This is a genomic window from Burkholderia sp. 10_S31 (genome assembly GCF_056930375.1).
The window spans coordinates 282,375-298,227 of sequence record NZ_JBXOWK010000002.1 but is presented as its reverse complement, the minus strand read 5'-3'; the positions used below and the strand labels follow the sequence as shown (position 1 = coordinate 298,227).

Annotated in this window: 13 protein-coding genes; 7 read left to right on the top strand and 6 right to left on the bottom strand. The window is 64.0% G+C overall.

Annotated elements, in window-relative coordinates; genetic code table 11:
• The first annotated feature begins 10 nt into the window (after nucleotides 1-10).
• From moaA to moaD, 3 genes are read left to right on the top strand one after another with little or no spacing between them, the layout of a single operon-like run.
• The gene (gene moaA / locus AC1Z3W_RS15905) at nucleotides 11-1,129 is read left to right on the top strand and encodes a GTP 3',8-cyclase MoaA (protein ID WP_175825245.1); all 1,119 of its coding nucleotides are present in this window, start codon (nucleotides 11-13) and stop codon (nucleotides 1,127-1,129) included.
• Between the two features lie 45 nt (nucleotides 1,130-1,174).
• Nucleotides 1,175-1,738, top strand: a complete 564-nt coding sequence (locus AC1Z3W_RS15900) for a molybdenum cofactor biosynthesis protein MoaE (RefSeq protein ID WP_057927758.1) — start codon at nucleotides 1,175-1,177, stop codon at nucleotides 1,736-1,738.
• Between the two features lie 58 nt (nucleotides 1,739-1,796).
• Nucleotides 1,797-2,054, top strand: coding sequence for a molybdopterin converting factor subunit 1 (gene moaD / locus AC1Z3W_RS15895; RefSeq protein WP_057927757.1), 258 nt, complete (start codon nucleotides 1,797-1,799; stop codon nucleotides 2,052-2,054).
• Nucleotides 2,055-2,119: 65 nt separating this feature from the next.
• Here moaD and AC1Z3W_RS15890 read toward each other — a convergent pair whose 3' ends face one another.
• On the bottom strand, nucleotides 2,120-2,782 hold the full coding sequence (locus AC1Z3W_RS15890) for a glutathione S-transferase family protein (RefSeq protein WP_483508316.1): 663 nt from the start codon (nucleotides 2,780-2,782) through the stop codon (nucleotides 2,120-2,122).
• Between the two features lie 169 nt (nucleotides 2,783-2,951).
• On the opposite strand from AC1Z3W_RS15890, the gene AC1Z3W_RS15885 reads away from it, so the two are divergent.
• Nucleotides 2,952-3,929 (top strand): helix-turn-helix transcriptional regulator, encoded by a 978-nt coding sequence (locus AC1Z3W_RS15885; protein ID WP_124834916.1) that lies wholly within the window; start codon nucleotides 2,952-2,954, stop codon nucleotides 3,927-3,929.
• A 433-nt stretch (nucleotides 3,930-4,362) separates the two neighbouring features.
• Nucleotides 4,363-5,256: an EamA family transporter RarD gene (rarD, locus tag AC1Z3W_RS15880; RefSeq protein ID WP_175825247.1), complete on the top strand. Its 894-nt coding sequence runs from the start codon at nucleotides 4,363-4,365 to the stop codon at nucleotides 5,254-5,256.
• A gap of 188 nt (nucleotides 5,257-5,444) precedes the next feature.
• Here rarD and AC1Z3W_RS15875 read toward each other — a convergent pair whose 3' ends face one another.
• From AC1Z3W_RS15875 to AC1Z3W_RS15860, 4 genes are read right to left on the bottom strand one after another with little or no spacing between them, the layout of a single operon-like run.
• Nucleotides 5,445-6,683: an NAD(P)/FAD-dependent oxidoreductase gene (locus AC1Z3W_RS15875; protein WP_483507954.1), complete on the bottom strand. Its 1,239-nt coding sequence runs from the start codon at nucleotides 6,681-6,683 to the stop codon at nucleotides 5,445-5,447.
• Between the two features lie 11 nt (nucleotides 6,684-6,694).
• Nucleotides 6,695-7,048, bottom strand: a complete 354-nt coding sequence (locus tag AC1Z3W_RS15870; RefSeq protein ID WP_057927752.1) for a RidA family protein — start codon at nucleotides 7,046-7,048, stop codon at nucleotides 6,695-6,697.
• Between the two features lie 16 nt (nucleotides 7,049-7,064).
• Entirely contained in the window at nucleotides 7,065-8,591 is a 1,527-nt protein-coding gene (locus tag AC1Z3W_RS15865) for an amidase (RefSeq protein WP_057927751.1), read from the bottom strand.
• A 25-nt stretch (nucleotides 8,592-8,616) separates the two neighbouring features.
• Nucleotides 8,617-9,906 carry an MFS transporter gene (locus AC1Z3W_RS15860; protein WP_483508314.1) on the bottom strand — a complete coding sequence of 430 codons (1,290 nt, stop codon included), beginning with the start codon at nucleotides 9,904-9,906 and terminating at the stop codon, nucleotides 8,617-8,619.
• A 106-nt stretch (nucleotides 9,907-10,012) separates the two neighbouring features.
• Between AC1Z3W_RS15860 and AC1Z3W_RS15855 the strand changes: the two genes are divergently transcribed.
• Nucleotides 10,013-10,654, top strand: coding sequence for a helix-turn-helix domain-containing protein (locus AC1Z3W_RS15855; protein ID WP_057927749.1), 642 nt, complete (start codon nucleotides 10,013-10,015; stop codon nucleotides 10,652-10,654).
• A 557-nt stretch (nucleotides 10,655-11,211) separates the two neighbouring features.
• Entirely contained in the window at nucleotides 11,212-13,797 is a 2,586-nt protein-coding gene (acnB, locus tag AC1Z3W_RS15850; protein WP_483507953.1) for a bifunctional aconitate hydratase 2/2-methylisocitrate dehydratase, read from the top strand.
• Between the two features lie 118 nt (nucleotides 13,798-13,915).
• Here acnB and AC1Z3W_RS15845 read toward each other — a convergent pair whose 3' ends face one another.
• Nucleotides 13,916-15,340 carry an aminotransferase-like domain-containing protein gene (locus AC1Z3W_RS15845; protein WP_057927747.1) on the bottom strand — a complete coding sequence of 475 codons (1,425 nt, stop codon included), beginning with the start codon at nucleotides 15,338-15,340 and terminating at the stop codon, nucleotides 13,916-13,918.
• Nucleotides 15,341-15,853 lie beyond the last annotated feature (513 nt).

The window sequence follows — 15,853 nt, the reverse complement described above, 5'->3', positions numbered from 1 at the left end:
CGCTCACTTCATGCAGGCCGACGAACCGATCGTGAATGCCATCGTTTCCGCGCCGACCGCCGCCGTATCCGGTGGCGCATCGCCCGGCGCCTTCTCCCGCCCGCTCGACACGCTCGAGCGGCCGTTGCGCGATCTGCGGCTGTCCGTCATCGACCAGTGCAACTTCCGCTGCGGCTACTGCATGCCGCGCGACAGCTTCGGGCCCGACTATGCGTTCATGCCGTCGTCCGAGCGGCTGTCGTTCGCGCACCTCGAGAAAATCGCCCGCGCGTTCGTCTCGCTCGGCGTCGAAAAGATTCGTCTCACCGGCGGCGAGCCGCTGCTGCGCCGCAACCTCGAAGCGCTGATCGAGCGGCTCGCGACGCTGACCACCGTCGACGGCAAGCCCGTCGAAATCGCGCTGACGACCAACGGTTCGCTGCTCGCCGCAAAGGCACGCTCGCTGCGCGATGCGGGCCTGTCGCGCGTGACCGTCAGCCTCGACGCGATCGACGATACCGTGTTCCGCCGGATGAGCGACGCCGACGTGCCCGTCGCGCGCGTGCTGGCCGGCATCGAGGCCGCGCAGGCGGCCGGGCTCGCGCCGGTGAAGGTCAACGCCGTGATCGAGCGCGGTGCCAACGACGACCAGATCCTGCCGCTCGTGCGCCACTTCCGGCATAGCGGCGTGGCCGTGCGCTTCATCGAATACATGGACGTCGGCGGTGCGAGCGCGTGGTCCGGCGACAAGGTCGTGCCGGCCAAGCGGATGCGCGAGCTGATCGAAGCGAGCTATCCGCTCGTGCTCGTCGGCGAACCGGGCCACGACGCCACTGCGATCCGGTGCCGGCATATCGATGGCGCCGGCGAAGTCGGTTTCATCGCGAGCGTGTCGCATCCGTTCTGCGGCACGTGCTCGCGCGCGCGCGTGTCGGCCGACGGCCGGCTCTATACGTGCCTGTTCGCCATGCAGGGCACCGACCTGCGACCGTGGCTCGACGCTGGCGCGGCGATCGACCACCTCGCCGACGCCGTGCGTGCGCGATGGATGCAGCGCGACGACCGCTATTCCGAGCGGCGGGCCACGCGTGCGGCCCGGCCGTCGGGCAAGACCTATCCGACCGTGCGCATGTCGCTCGTCGGCGGCTGACGGCTGCCGCGCGAAGCGGCGCGCACCGCTTAATGGAGAACCGTCATGACGACTTCCACCGAATCCCGTGCCGCGCCACCCGACGATCCGTCGCGTGACGGCAGCCATCCCGAACTCGCCGACCCGCACGCCGAACCGCCGCCGGCGATTGCCGCCGGCTTCGAAGTGCGCGTGCAATACGCGGCGATCGACGCCGGTGCCGAGATCGCGCCGATCGTTCGCAATCCGAATGTCGGCGCGGTCGTGAATTTCCTCGGTGTCGTACGCAACGAAGGCGACGCCGACGACGTGATCGCGCTCGAAGTCGAGCACTACCCGACGATGACCGAGCAGGCGTTATGGAGCATCGTCGAGGAAGCCAGTGCACGCTGGCGGCTCGAAGCGGTCAGGATCGTGCATCGCGTCGGGCGCATTCCGCTTGGCCACCCGGTCGTGATCGTCGTGGTCGCCGCCGCGCATCGCGCGTCCGCGTTCGATGCATGCGAGTTCATCATGGACTTCCTGAAGACGCATGCGCCTTTCTGGAAGAAGGAGATCCGGCACGACGGCGTGGCCGGCTGGGTCGAACCGAAGGCGCATGACGATCAGGCGATGCGGCGATGGGGTTGAACGTGCCGGCCAATGCCTTTCCGATTTCGATTCCGCAGATTCCGCCCAGGACATCGCAATGAAACTGACCATCAAATACTTTGCGAGCATTCGCGAACAACTGCATACCGACGAAGAAGTCGTCGAGATCGATGCGCATGAAGTCACCGTCGACGCGCTGCGCGGCACGCTCGCCGCGCGCGATGCGCGTAGTGCAGAAGCGCTGCGGATGGACCGCCCGGTGCGGGCGGCCGTGAATCTGGAAATGGTGACCGGCGGGTTCGTCGTGCGGGAAGATAGCGAGGTGGCATTCTTTCCGCCGGTGACGGGCGGGTGATCCGTTTGCATCGGTCGGCGATCGGCGGATCGGCAGGTCGTAGCCGCTCGATGCGCAACAGATCGCTAGTAGAGTCCGCGCAGAAAGTCCGGAACCGGATGGTCGATCGAAGCGAGATAACCCGCCATCGCGCCGGCCACTTTCCGCACGGCCGGACGCGCGGTCATCCGTTCGCGCCACACAAGCAGGTTCGGCATTTCCGCCGTCATCGGCGCGCCCTTGCGTGCGCCGAACAACTGCGCCATGTAGAACGCGATGTCCGCGTAGGAATAGGTTTCCGCCAGGAACTCCCGGTCCGCCAGCACGTGCTCCATGCGGCGGTAGTATTGCCGCGCTTCGTCGCGCGCGGCCTGCGCCGCGGGATGATCCGGCGTCGCTTCGAGGCCCATCAGCCGGATGATGTGCGGGAAATAGATCTCGTCGCTGCAGTGCTCCAGTTGACGCGCAACGGCGCGTGCCTTCGGCTGCGCCGGCCATAACGCGGGATCGGGCTTCAGGTCCTCGAAATACTCGAAGATCTGCGTGGAATCGAAAATCTCCAGTTCACCGTCCATCAGCACCGGCACCTGACGCTTCGGGTTGACGCGCAGGACGTCCGGATGCTTCGGCTCGTAGCCGCGCTGCTGGCTGAACGGCACCAGCACGCGCTCGAAGGCGATGCCCTTCTCGTACGCCGCGATCTCGACCTTGGCGCCGAACATGCTCAGCGGACCGGTAATGATTTTCATCTGTCGCTTCTCCATGGGATTTCGCATCGTGACGTTCACGGCGACGCTTCCTGCTGGTCGGTAAAAACGCGCTCGACGCCTGTTTGCGCGAGCCGAGCGCGAATGGGTTCGATAATAGGTGCGATAACATGACATCTAGTGTCATATATTTTCGGATGAGGTGCCGCAGATGAAAGCCAGCCGCCTGTTGTCGATCATGATGATGTTGCAGGCACGCGGCCGCATGACCGCGCCGGCGCTGGCTGCCGCGCTGGAGGTGTCCGAGCGGACGATCCTGCGCGATATCGATCAGTTGTCGACGGCCGGCGTGCCGATCTGGGGCGATCGCGGACGCAATGGCGGCTTTCAGTTGCGGGATGGCTGGCGCACCGATCTCACCGGGCTCACCGAGCAGGAAGCGCACGCGCTGATCCTCGCGGGTTTGCCGGGGCCGGCGGGAGAACTCGGGCTGGACGGGATCGCCACATCCGCCCGATTGAAGATGATCGCCAGCCTGCCGCCGGACTCGCGCGAACATGCGGATCGCGTCGCCAGCCGATTGCACGTCGATACCGTCGATTGGTATCGGGCGCAGGAAACGCCGGCGTTTCTGCGCGAAGTGGCCGATGCGGTGTGGAATTCGCACCGGATCGACGTGATGTACGAAAGCTGGCGTGGTGTGTCGCGTCGCGAACTCGATCCGCTCGGGCTGGTGCTCAAGGGTGGCGCGTGGTACGTGGTGGCGAAGATTGCGGGCAAGCGCGATCCGCTGACTTTTCGGCTTGCGAATATCCGGGAACTCGGCACGTCGCGCCGGCGGTTCAAGCGGCCCGCGCGGTTCGATCTGGCGCAGCACTGGCGCGATGCGATGAGCCGGTATGAGGCGGAGCTTTATCGGTTGACCGCGCATGTCGCGGTGTCGGCGCGCGGGGAAAACTGGCTGGTCAATGCGCGCGTCAAGGTCATGCCGGTTTTGGAGCATGCGGATAGCGCTGCGGTGCCGTCCGGGTGGAAAGCGCTCTTGATGCCGATCGAATCGATCGAGCATGGTGCGCGCAAGCTGCTGGGGTTTGGGGCGGAGGTGAAAGTGCTGGGGCCGTCGGAGCTCATTGACAAGCTCACGCAAGAGGTTGCGGCGGTGACGGGACTGTACGGGCGCAACGCGTAGCCCGGACAAGATGACCGGCGGACACGCGGCAACGCAAGTCCTCGCGCGAGAAAAATACGTGAGCTGCAAGGATGAAGGACGTATCTGCCGAATCGAAGCACCGGTGCCTGTCGATAGAGGTTGGCCGCGTACTTGTGATGCCCAAGCCGACCAGGCCACCTCTGCCGAACAAGTGATAATCATCGAAAGGCCTCCTGGCCGCCCCATGAAAGGGGGCCGCCGGCCTCGCGCATGACGCTGTTATCTCCTGCGCGCGCCTACCGTTCATCGTAAGCGTCGCGTCGGGCTAGACAGCGGCAAAGGCTGGCGGCCAAAATCAGCTATCGTCGCAAAACCGGCCGATCGGCGCAGGGCCGGCTGAAATCTGCACGAAATTTTTTGCCACCGACGCCGCCTCGCACCAACCACGCGCACCGGCCAACTACAATCAACCATGAATTCCGGCATCGTCTACGCCTTTTCCGCGTTCGTCATCTGGGGACTCTTTCCCGTCTACTTCAAGACGCTCCACCAGATTCCCGCGCTCGAAATACTCGCCCACCGCATGGCATGGTCGCTCGTGTTCATCCTCGCCGTGCTCGTCGCGCGCCACCACTGGGCGTGGCTGCGCCCCGCGCTGCGCGACAGGCGCCTGATCGCACGCTTCGCCGCGAGTGCCATGCTGCTCTCGGCCAACTGGGGCATCTACATCTGGGCCGTGAACGCGGGGCATATCGTCGAGGCGAGCCTCGGCTACTTCATCAATCCGCTGATCAACGTGTTGTTCGGTTTCGTCTTCCTGCACGAGCGGATGCGCGTGCTGCAATGGTGCGCGGTGGCGCTTGCGGCGCTCGGCGTGGCCTGGCTCACCTGGCAAAACGGTGCCCCGCCGTGGATCAGCCTCGCGCTCGCGCTGACGTTCGGCGGCTATGGCCTCTTGCGCAAGACTGCAAAGCTCGGCGCGCTCGAGGGCCTCGCGCTCGAAACGGTGCTGTTATTTCCCGTGGCGATCGTCTATCTGATGATGATCGGCATGGCCGGTGCGAGCCATTTCACCCATGCGTCGCTCGGTCTGCAACTGCTGCTGGCTGCCGCCGGGCCTATCACGGCCGTGCCACTGCTACTCTTCGCGGCTGCTGCGCGACGCATCCCGCTCTCGACGCTCGGCCTGATCCAGTACGTGACGCCCACGCTCCAGCTCCTCACCGGCGTGCTGATCTACGGCGAGCCGTTCGGGTCGGTGCGCGCGATCGGCTACGGCGCAATCTGGGTCGCGCTCGCGCTCTACTCGTTCGAAGGGCTGCGCCGTACGCTGGCAGAGGCGCGGCAGGCGCGCAGGGGAGCTTGAAGTGGAGGCTGGTAGCGGCTGTGTCGAAACCCGGGTGACCGCCTAACCTGTTGGGGGCGGCCCCGCAAGCGCGAACGAAGCGCCGGAACGACCTTTTCATTGGCCTTTGCACAGCCTGTTGACGCACCTCGTAAAGATCGCTAACGACCGGGACCCGGTGTTTGGCGTTCAATCCTGGTCGAGTCTCATCAGCTACTGAATCGGTCAGCACGGAACGGGAAAGGGTCCGCGACGGGTTCGGCCCCAACCATCATCTCGGCGAGCAAGCGCCCAGTGACGGGCCCAAGGGTCAATCCATGATGCGCGTGTCCAAAGGCAAACCATAGGTCCTTGTGTCGCTTCGCGGGCCCAATGATCGGCATCATGTCCGGCGTGCAGGGGCGACGGCCGAGCCAGGGTTGTTCATCGAGCCGCTTGCCAAGCGGAAATGTCTCACGTGCAATCGGTTCGATTGCTTCGAGTTGCACGGGCGTGGCGGGCGCATCGCGGTACCCCAGCTCTGCACCTGTCGTGAGACGAATGCCGCGCGCCATCGGTGTCATCATGTAGCCGATTTCCGCATCGAGCACCGGCTGATTTAGGTGCGCCCCTTCCTGCGCCGCGTAGTGCATGTGATAACCCCGCTTGACGGCAAGCGGCAGCCGATATCCCAAGCGTGAAGTGACCACATCCGACCACGGACCGAGTGCGATCACAGCCGAGTGCGCATCGATGCGGCCCGCCTCCGTTGAGACGCTCCATCCTGGCTCGAGCGTCGTCGCATCGCCGATGAAGATGCGACCGCCCAGCTTCTCGAAGTAGCGTGCGTATGCCGTGACGAGCGCATTCGGGTCGCTCACGGAATCGGCATCCGTGTAGCGCAATGCGCCGATCAGCGCGTGACTCAGCGACGGCTCGTCGCGTTGCAATTGTGCGGCATCAAGCGCGTCGAACCCGACGCCATATTGCGTCCTCCATTGTTCCGCGACGCGCATCTCGGCGTCGTGCTTGTGCGCGCTGCGAAACACCTTGAGCCAGCCGCCGGTGCGCAGCAATGCCTGCGCACCCGAAGCCTCGACCAACGCACGATGTTCGCTGACGCAGTGCTCGATCAGCGTCGAATACGCACGGGCGATGGCCGCATGACGGTCCGCTCGCGAGTGATGCCAGTACCGGTACAGAAAAGGCATCACCGATGGCATGGCGCGCGGATGATAGCGCACATCCGGCGAGCGGTTACGCGCGTACCGCGCGAGTGTGGCGACATCACGCGGAAGCGCATAGGGATACACGCCTTCGCGCTGGATCAGCCCTGCATTGCCGAGCGACGTCTCGTTTCCCGGCGCCTTGCGGTCGACGAGCGCGACGGACAATCCACGTTTTTGCAGATGCACGGCGATGGAAACACCCACCATGCCGCCACCGAGTACGAGCGTATCGAACTTCATTGCATTTCTCGTCAGGCGAGCGCGGTGACAGCCACCTCGACATCGAGACCGGGCCTCATCAGCAATGCCTGCACGCAGGCACGTGTCGGTGCATGGCCCGACGGAACCCACGCTTCCCAAGCCGCATTGAATTCGTCGAAGTGCTTCGGGTCGCTAAGCCAAATATTCGCTGAAATGAGGCGCGTCTTGTCGATGCTTGCCGCTGCAAGCAGTGCATCGATGCGAGTCAATACTTCCGTCGTCTGCGCGGTGATCGATGCGCCGGCTGTGTCTGGTATTTGTCCGGACAGGTAGACAACGCCATTGACAATCACCACTTGACTCATGCGTGCGTTGGTTTGCAGTCTTTTGATTTCGTTGGACATGACGGGCTCTCGAGTGTTAAACGGACGACATGCCGGACTGATCCGGGCTCGTCGAAGTGAGGATTGGCGGCGCGGTGACGATCGACTTCAGCGCCGGGTTCGGTTGCGTGAGCTTCGAGAGATCGGGGCGTGGTCTGCGCATGATCGGATCGTTGTCGAATGCGCGTTCCATCGCGCGCGCAACGGACAGCGTTTTCAGATCGCCGTGAAACGGGCCGACGATCTGCAAGCCGAATGGCATGTCCGCATGATCGACGCCGCACGGCAGCGAGATCGCCGGATGTGTCGTGAGCGTCACGACGTAAGTCAGCGCGAGCCATCGATAGTAATTTTCCTGCGCGCGGCCGTTGATTTGCGCCGCATACAACTCGCGCCAAGGGAACGGCGATACGGGCGTGGTCGGCGACACAATCACATCGTAACGTTCGAATGCGGACTGGAAGCGCCTGAAGATACGCGTCTGCTCGGCTTGCGCCCATGCGCTGTCGGCGAGTGTCATCGACGCACCCATTTCATAGTTCGCGCGCGTGTTTGGCCCGAGTGCGCCGGGGTCGCGCGCGTAGGCATCGCGCAGTCCGGCGACGAAGCTTTCCGCGCGAATCACATCGAACGCGCGATGCGCATCGCCGAGGTCGAAGCTGACCGGCTCGCACGTATGGACCATCTCGCCGAGCGCGGCCATGCGCGAGCGGAACACGGCACGAATGTCGTCATCGACATCGCACGCGCCGAAGTCCTCCGTATAACCGACACGCAGCGTGGCCAGATCGAACTCGGGCAAGGTCGTGAAGCGCATTGCGTCGACTTCGTAGCTGAGCGGATCGCCCGATGAGAGACCGGCCGTCGCAGCAAGCTGCAAGGCTGTTTCTTCGACGTCGCGGCCCATCGGACCGACGACAGAAATCGGCGTCCATCCGAGCAGCCGCCGCGAGTTCGGCACGAGTCCGGCAGAGGGCCTGAACCCGACCACGCCGCATTTCGATGCGGGAATCCGTAGCGAGCCGCCTGTGTCCGAGCCGCTGCAGACCGGCAGCATGTCGCACGCGAGCGCAGCTGCCGAGCCGCCGGAGGAGCCGCCCGCGTTCAGTTCCGGATTGAACGGATTGCCCGTTGCGCCCCACACGGGGTTGCGCGTGTTGGCGCCGGCGCCGAGTTCGGGCACGTTCGTCTTGCCGACGAGAATCGCGCCCGCCGCGCGCAATCGTTCGACCAGCACCACGTCGCGCGACGGCACGTGGCCGCGCGACATCGGCGAGCCATACGTGGTAAGCAGATTCGCCGTATCTTCGAGATCCTTCACGCCGAGCGGCAAGCCGTGCAGCAGTCCAAGCGGCTCGCCGGCGAGCACCTTGCGTTCGGCGGCCTTCGCGGCTTCGCGCGCGGCGTCGTAACAGGTCGCCGTGATGGCATTCACGGCAGGGTTGATGGCTTCGATGCGATCGATGCACGCATCGAGCAGCTCGACGGGCGAAATCTCTTTCGCACCGATCATGCGCCGCAGCTCGACTGCATTGCGGCTCACGAGGTCGTCAGTATCGGACATGTGCTTTCGTGGATGCAAAGTGGATTCAGTTGAGGGCTTCGCCCGTGCGGTCGCGCAACCAGATCACTGGCACGAGCGAGATCGCGCAGGCCGCTGCGACGTACCATGCCGGCGCGAGCACATTGCCGGTGCGGACAACGAGCCAGCTCGCGATGAACGGCGAGAATCCGCCGAAGAACGAGGCGCTTACCACATAGGTCAGTGCGATGCCCGTCGCACGGACGTGCTTCGGAAAGAGTTCGGGGATCATCACGAGGACCGGCACGATCTGCCCGGCAACGAAGATCGAAAGGAACGCGGATACAGCGCACAACAGGCCCATCGATGGCGCAGCCGACAACCACGCGAACGCAGGATAGATGCTCAGAAGCAAGACCACGCGCGACACCACGAGCACGCGCTTGCGGCTGTAGCGGTCCGCGAGCTTTCCGGCGATGGGCGCGGCGGAGAACAGCACGAGCGAACTGACCAGGCCTGCGACGACCGATGCTGTCGATGAGAGATGCAGCGTGCGCACTGCATGGCTCGGCAGGAAGAACGCCGTGATGTACACCGAAACCGAGCCGCCGAGCTCCGCGAAAGTCCCGAGGATGGTCAGCTTGAGATGCGTGGTGAGCGCCGCCTTCAACGCGCCCGCTTTTGCATGCTTGCCACCCGACGATACATCGCTCAAGGTTTCTTCCAGACGCCGCCGGATCAGCATGCCGACGGGCGCTGCGACGATGCCCAGCACGAACGGAATGCGCCAGCCCCACGCAAGAACGGCCTCCTTCGGCAGCACCAGATTGACGAGCGTCGCGACCGCCGCGCCCATCGCGACGCCTAGCGCGGTAGCCGAGAAATTCCAGCTTGCGAAGAAGGCGCGGGTCGAATCCGATGCATATTCGACGAGTAGCGTCGTGCCCGGACCGAACTCGCCGCCCGCCGCGAAGCCCTGGATCAGTCGTGCGGCGAGCACGATGAACGGCGCGACCATGCCCGCGACCGCATAAGTCGGCGCGCAGGCGATCAGTGCGCAGCTGAGTGCCATCAACATGATAGTCAGCACCATCGCTTTCTTGCGTCCGGCACGATCCGCGTAAGCGCCAATGATGATCCCGCCCAGCGGCCTCACGACGAAGCCCACGCCGAAGACGCCGATCGACAGCAGGAACTGATTCACCGGCGACGCGGACGGGAAGAACAGTTGTCCGATCTGGATCGCGAAGAAGCTGTAAATCGTGAAGTCGTAGAACTCCAGCGCCGTACCCAGCGTCGTCGCGGCGATGACCTGGGTCTTCGAAAGACCTGCTTTTTCCAATGCAAGTGTTGACATGGCGATGGATCCTTCAGGATAGGGCTCGATGTGAGTTATCATATACGAGAAAAATTTTATTCTCGTATACGACAAAACCCGCATACCCGATTCGAGCGTACCGGTCATGGCCAGATCCAATGGGCGACAGATGCCCACATCCGTCGAAGCTTCATCGCAGATTGATCACAAGGCGGTCGGCGCACGCCTGCGCGATGCGCGCAAGGCGCATGGACTGACGCTGATGGAGTTGTCGGCGCGCTCGGGCATCGCCGTATCGACGATCTCTAAGGCGGAGCGCGGCGACATCGCGCTGACCTATGACAAGTTTGCGGCGCTTGCCCACGCGCTGGAACTCGGCTTCGATGAGCTATTCGGGCGCGCGCAACGAGCGGCGGGCCATATCGTGCCGACCTTTACGGCGGCGGATCAGCAAATGGTCTACGACACGCCCAACTACGAGTACCACATGCTCGCAAATGAACTGACGGGTAAGCGCATGGTGCCGATGCGCGGACATGTGCGGGCGCGCAAGCTGTCCGATTTCCCGGACTACATTCGTCATAGCGGCGAGGAATTCGTATTCTTGCTGCAGGGTTCGCTCGAACTCAGATTCGAAACGGGCAAGGTGTTCGAACTGAAACCCGGTGACAGCCTGTATTTCGATAGTTCGGTCGGGCATGTGTATCTGAGTACCGGCAAGCAGCCCGCGGAAGTGTTGGTGTGCTGCGTGGACACGGATGCGCATCGGCCGGCTGACGCGATGTGATCACGCGTCGAGTTGCGCTGAGGCGAGCGGAGGCTGAACGCGATCCCCACGACGAATCTGCCCGTCGACCGCTCGCGAAACAGGATTGCAGATGCGACCACGATCATCACGGATTCCGACGCCCGAATGAGGGTTGCTCCACTTGCTTCTGTACTGGCGAGGCCCGTGAGTCCCAGTAGACAGGCAAGGCCAGGTCTTAATTGGAAAATTCCGACTTTTTCACATAGCGGAATCGCGCATCGACAGCCTCGACGCCACGCCGGACGAAGTCCCACGCCATGAACGCCCTGCCGGCGTTCGACCTCTCCTCGTACCCACTTTCCTCCTGAATTGCCCATACAACCTTGCACGGCAAGGCTCCAGCACATCCCGTCGAATCGACCCAGCAAGAAAATCCATCCACCTCGCCACCAACTCTTATATAAGACATAAGACATTTGACGCCTGAATATATTGCGATTAGAATCCCGTCCAAGCAATGAAGCAGTCTCCGGAACAGCAGCCTCGGCGTGCCTGGAAAGCCCTTCCCCTGAAACGCAATCTCAGCAGGTCCCCCCATGCTTGAAAACTTTCGTGCTCACGTGGCCGCCCGCGCCGCGCTTGGTATTCCCCCCCTGCCGCTGACCGCTCAGCAAACCGCCGAACTGGTGGAACTGCTGGCGAACCCGCCCGCAGGCGAAGAGCAGACGCTGCTCGACCTGATCACCCACCGCGTCCCCGCCGGCGTCGACGAAGCCGCACGCGTGAAAGCCGGCTTCCTGGCCGCCGTCGCGAAGGGCGAGACGGCCTGCCCGCTGATCTCGCGCGAGCGCGCGACCGAACTGCTCGGCACGATGCTCGGCGGCTACAACATCCAGCCGCTGATCGAGCTGCTGTCCGACGAAGCCGTCGCGGCCGTCGCCGCCGACGCGCTGAAGAAAACCCTGCTGATGTTCGACCAGTTCCATGACGTGAAGGAACTCGCCGACAAGGGCAACGCGCACGCGAAGGCCGTGCTGCAGAGCTGGGCCGACGCCGAATGGTTCACGAGCCGTCCGGAAGTGCCGGAAAGCCTGACCATCACCGTGTTCAAGGTCACGGGCGAAACCAACACCGACGACCTGTCGCCGGCGCCGGACGCCACCACCCGCCCGGACATCCCGATGCACGCGCTCGCGATGCTGAAAAACGCGCGCCCGGGCATCACGCCGGAAGAAGACGGCAAGCGCGGCCCGGTCAAGTTCATCGAATCGCTGAAGGAAAAGGGTCACCTGGTCGCCTACGTGGGTGACGTGGTCGGCACCGGCTCCTCGCGCAAGTCGGCTACCAACTCGGTGCTGTGGTTCACGGGTGAAGACATCCCGTTCGTCCCGAACAAGCGCTTCGGCGGCGTGTGCCTCGGCGGCAAGATCGCCCCGATCTTCTACAACACGATGGAAGATGCCGGCGCGCTGCCGATCGAACTCGACGTGTCGCAGATGGAAATGGGCGACGTGGTCGAACTGCGCCCGTACGAAGGCAAGGCGCTGAAGGACGGCAACGTGATCGCCGAATTCCAGGTCAAGTCCGACGTGCTGTTCGACGAAGTGCGCGCCGGCGGCCGCATTCCGCTGATCATCGGCCGCGGCCTGACCGCGAAGGCGCGTGAAGCGCTGGGCCTCGCACCGTCGACGCTGTTCCGCCTGCCGCACCAGCCGGCCGACAGCGGCAAGGGCTTCTCGCTCGCACAGAAGATGGTCGGCCGCGCATGCGGTCTGCCGGAAGGCCAGGGCGTGCGTCCGGGCACGTACTGCGAACCGAAGATGACCTCGGTCGGCTCGCAGGACACCACGGGCCCGATGACCCGCGACGAACTGAAGGATCTGGCATGCCTCGGCTTCTCGGCCGATCTCGTGATGCAGTCGTTCTGCCACACGGCCGCTTATCCGAAGCCGGTCGACGTGAAGACGCACCAGACGCTGCCGAACTTCATCAGCACGCGTGGCGGCATCGCGCTGCGCCCGGGCGACGGCGTGATCCACTCGTGGCTGAACCGCATGCTGCTGCCCGACACCGTCGGCACCGGCGGCGACTCGCACACGCGCTTCCCGATCGGTATCAGCTTCCCGGCAGGCTCGGGCCTGGTCGCGTTCGCGGCCGCCACCGGCACGATGCCGCTCGACATGCCGGAATCGGTGCTGGTCCGCTTCAAGGGCAAGATGCAGCCGGGCGTCACGCTGCGTGACCTGGTCAACGCGATTCCGCTGTACGCGATCAAGCAAGGCATGCTGACGGTCGCCAAGCAAGGCAAGAAGAACATCTTCTCGGGCCGCATTCTCGAAATCGAAGGCCTGCCCGACCTGAAGGTCGAGCAAGCGTTCGAGCTGTCGGATGCGTCGGCCGAGCGTTCGGCAGCCGGTTGCACGGTGCACCTGAACAAGGAACCGATCATCGAGTACCTGAACAGCAACGTCACGCTGCTGAAGTGGATGATCGCGCAGGGCTACCAGGATCCGCGCAGCCTGCAGCGCCGTATCGCGGCGATGGAGCAGTGGCTGGCCGACCCGCAACTGCTGTCGCCGGATGCCGACGCCGAATACGCGGCCGTCATCGAGATCGACCTGGCCGACATCCACGAGCCGATCGTTGCATGCCCGAACGACCCGGACGACGTGAAGACGCTGTCCGACGTCGCAGGCGCGACGATCGACGAAGTGTTCATCGGCTCGTGCATGACCAACATCGGTCACTTCCGTGCCGCGTCGAAGCTGCTGGAAGGCAAGCGCGACATTCCGGTCAAGTTGTGGGTCGCCCCGCCGACCAAGATGGACCAGAAGCAGCTGACGGAAGAAGGTCACTACGGCGTGTTCGGCACGGCCGGCGCGCGCACGGAAATGCCGGGCTGCTCGCTGTGCATGGGCAACCAGGCACAGGTGCGCGAAGGCGCGACGGTGATGTCGACGTCGACCCGCAACTTCCCGAACCGCCTGGGCAAGAACACGAACGTGTACCTCGGCTCGGCGGAACTGGCAGCGATCTGCTCGCGTCTGGGCAAGATCCCGACCAAGGAAGAGTACATGGCCGACATGGGCGTGCTCAATGCGAACGGCGACAAGATCTACCAGTACATGAACTTCGACCAGATCGAAGACTTCAAGGAAGTCGCCGACACCGTGCAGATCTAAGCATGCGGTCGAGCTGCGTCGGGCGGTGCCCGTCGTAGCGACACGCGATGGCGCCGCGGGCTGAATGCCTGCGGCGCCATTTTTTTTGGACGTCACCGGCCCATCACCGGCCTTCGCGTCACCGCATGCACGATGCCGCGAGCTTCCCGACCGCGATCACCGCCTGCTCGATCTCCGGCGACCACGGGCTGCTGTAGTTCAGCCGGATGAAGTTCCGGTAGTTGTCGGTGATCGAGAACATGTAGCCGGGGCCGATCGTGATCCCCTGCTCCAGCGCGAGCTGGTACAGCCGCATCGCATCGACCTGTGCCGGCAACTCGACCCACAATACGTACCCGCCCGCCGGGCTCGAAATGCGCGTGCCTTCCGGGAAAAACCGCGCCACCATTGCACGCATCAGGTTCGCCTGCTGCGCATACGCCTTGCGCAGGCGCCGCAGGTGATGCTCGTAGCCGTCGCGCTCGAGAAACTCGGCGATCGCGAGCTGCGGCAGCGACGGCGTCGCCAGCGTGTTCAGGAACTTCAGCTTCTCGACCTGATCGCGATACCGCCCCGGCAATGCCCAGCCGATCCGGTAGGCCGCCGTCAGGCTCTTCGAGAACGATGCGCAATGCAGCACGATCCCGTTGTGGTCGTAGAACTTCAGCGTGCTCGGATGCGACTCGCCGAAATACAGTTCGTTATACACACCGTTCTCGATGATCGGCATGTCGACGCGGGTTGCGAATTCAACCAGTTCGCGCTTGCGCTCGTCCGGCATCTGGAAGCCGAGCGGGTTCTGGAAATTCGGCATCACCATGCATGCGGCGATCGGCTGCGATTTTGCAATCGCCGCCAGCGCCGCGATGTCGATGCCGTATTCCGGATGCGTCGCGACCTCGATCGCCTTCATCCCCATCCGCTCGATCGCGTGCAGCATCGCGTAGAACGTCGGCGATTCCACCGCGATCGTGTCGCCCGGTTTCGCGACCGCCTGCAAACAAAGATTGATCGCCTCCGTCGCGCCGACCGTCACGATGATCTCGTTCGGATCGACCGACATCCCGTTTTCCAGGTAGCGTCGCGCGATCTGCCGAATCAGCCGCGGATGGCCCGGCGGCAGCCCGTCCGTCACCCCCCACAGCGACTTGTCGCGGCCGGCCGCATACGCGTAGCGGTTCAGCTTCTCGAACGGAAACAGGCTCGGGTCCGGATACGGCGAACCGAGCGGCACCGCGTCGTCGGTGCCGATCGAGCGCAGCGTCGACAGCACGAGCCGGCTCATGTCGACCGACGACGAGATCGCGATCGGCTTCGACGGCCGCAGCTCGCGCACCGGTGCGTGGTTGTCGTCGCGACGCAGGTTCACGAAGTAGCCCGACTGCGGACGGCTTTCCAGCAGCCCGCGACTTTCGAGCAGCAGGTACGCATGCAGCACGGTCGTGATGCTGATCCGGTGCTGCTGGCTCGCCTGCCGCACCGACGGAATCCGGTCGCCATGCCGGTACACGCCCTGGCGAATCAGGCGCTCGATGTCGTCCGCAAGTTTTTCGTAGAGCTTCATCGCGCGCTCCCCGCCGGCCTGCGCATGCGCGCGGCCGTGCCGTGCGCGTCCGATACGCGCGTGTGCCGCCCGCCGACCGGGCTGTCGTTCTGCCTGATTGCTCCCTCCGGTTTTGCCTTTTCCATCGCAGTGGCTCGCTTTTAAAAATGCGCCGAGAGGCCCGTGACGTCTGGGCCCGCGACACTGTGCACTTGATGATGGAATCTTAAGAGCAGAACAGTTGGCGAAGAGTACACACATCGAATACGCACACAAGAGTACAGTTTGGCGCGAATTCGTCATTCAGGGCCAACTGTACGTCTTATGAATCGTCAGGGTGAGCGGCGATCGGAGGCGAGACCGCGTGATTGCGCGGCTCTGGTCGGCACCATACGCGCCGTGCCACAGGAATGGGCCGCGGCGGACCGATCTGCGCTGCCATGAAAATGGCGCCAGAACGGCGCGGCAGCCCGTACCGGTGCCTGCGAATCTTGAGGGGGTCAGAGCCGGACGAGGTGCGGCCCGTCCGGTGAG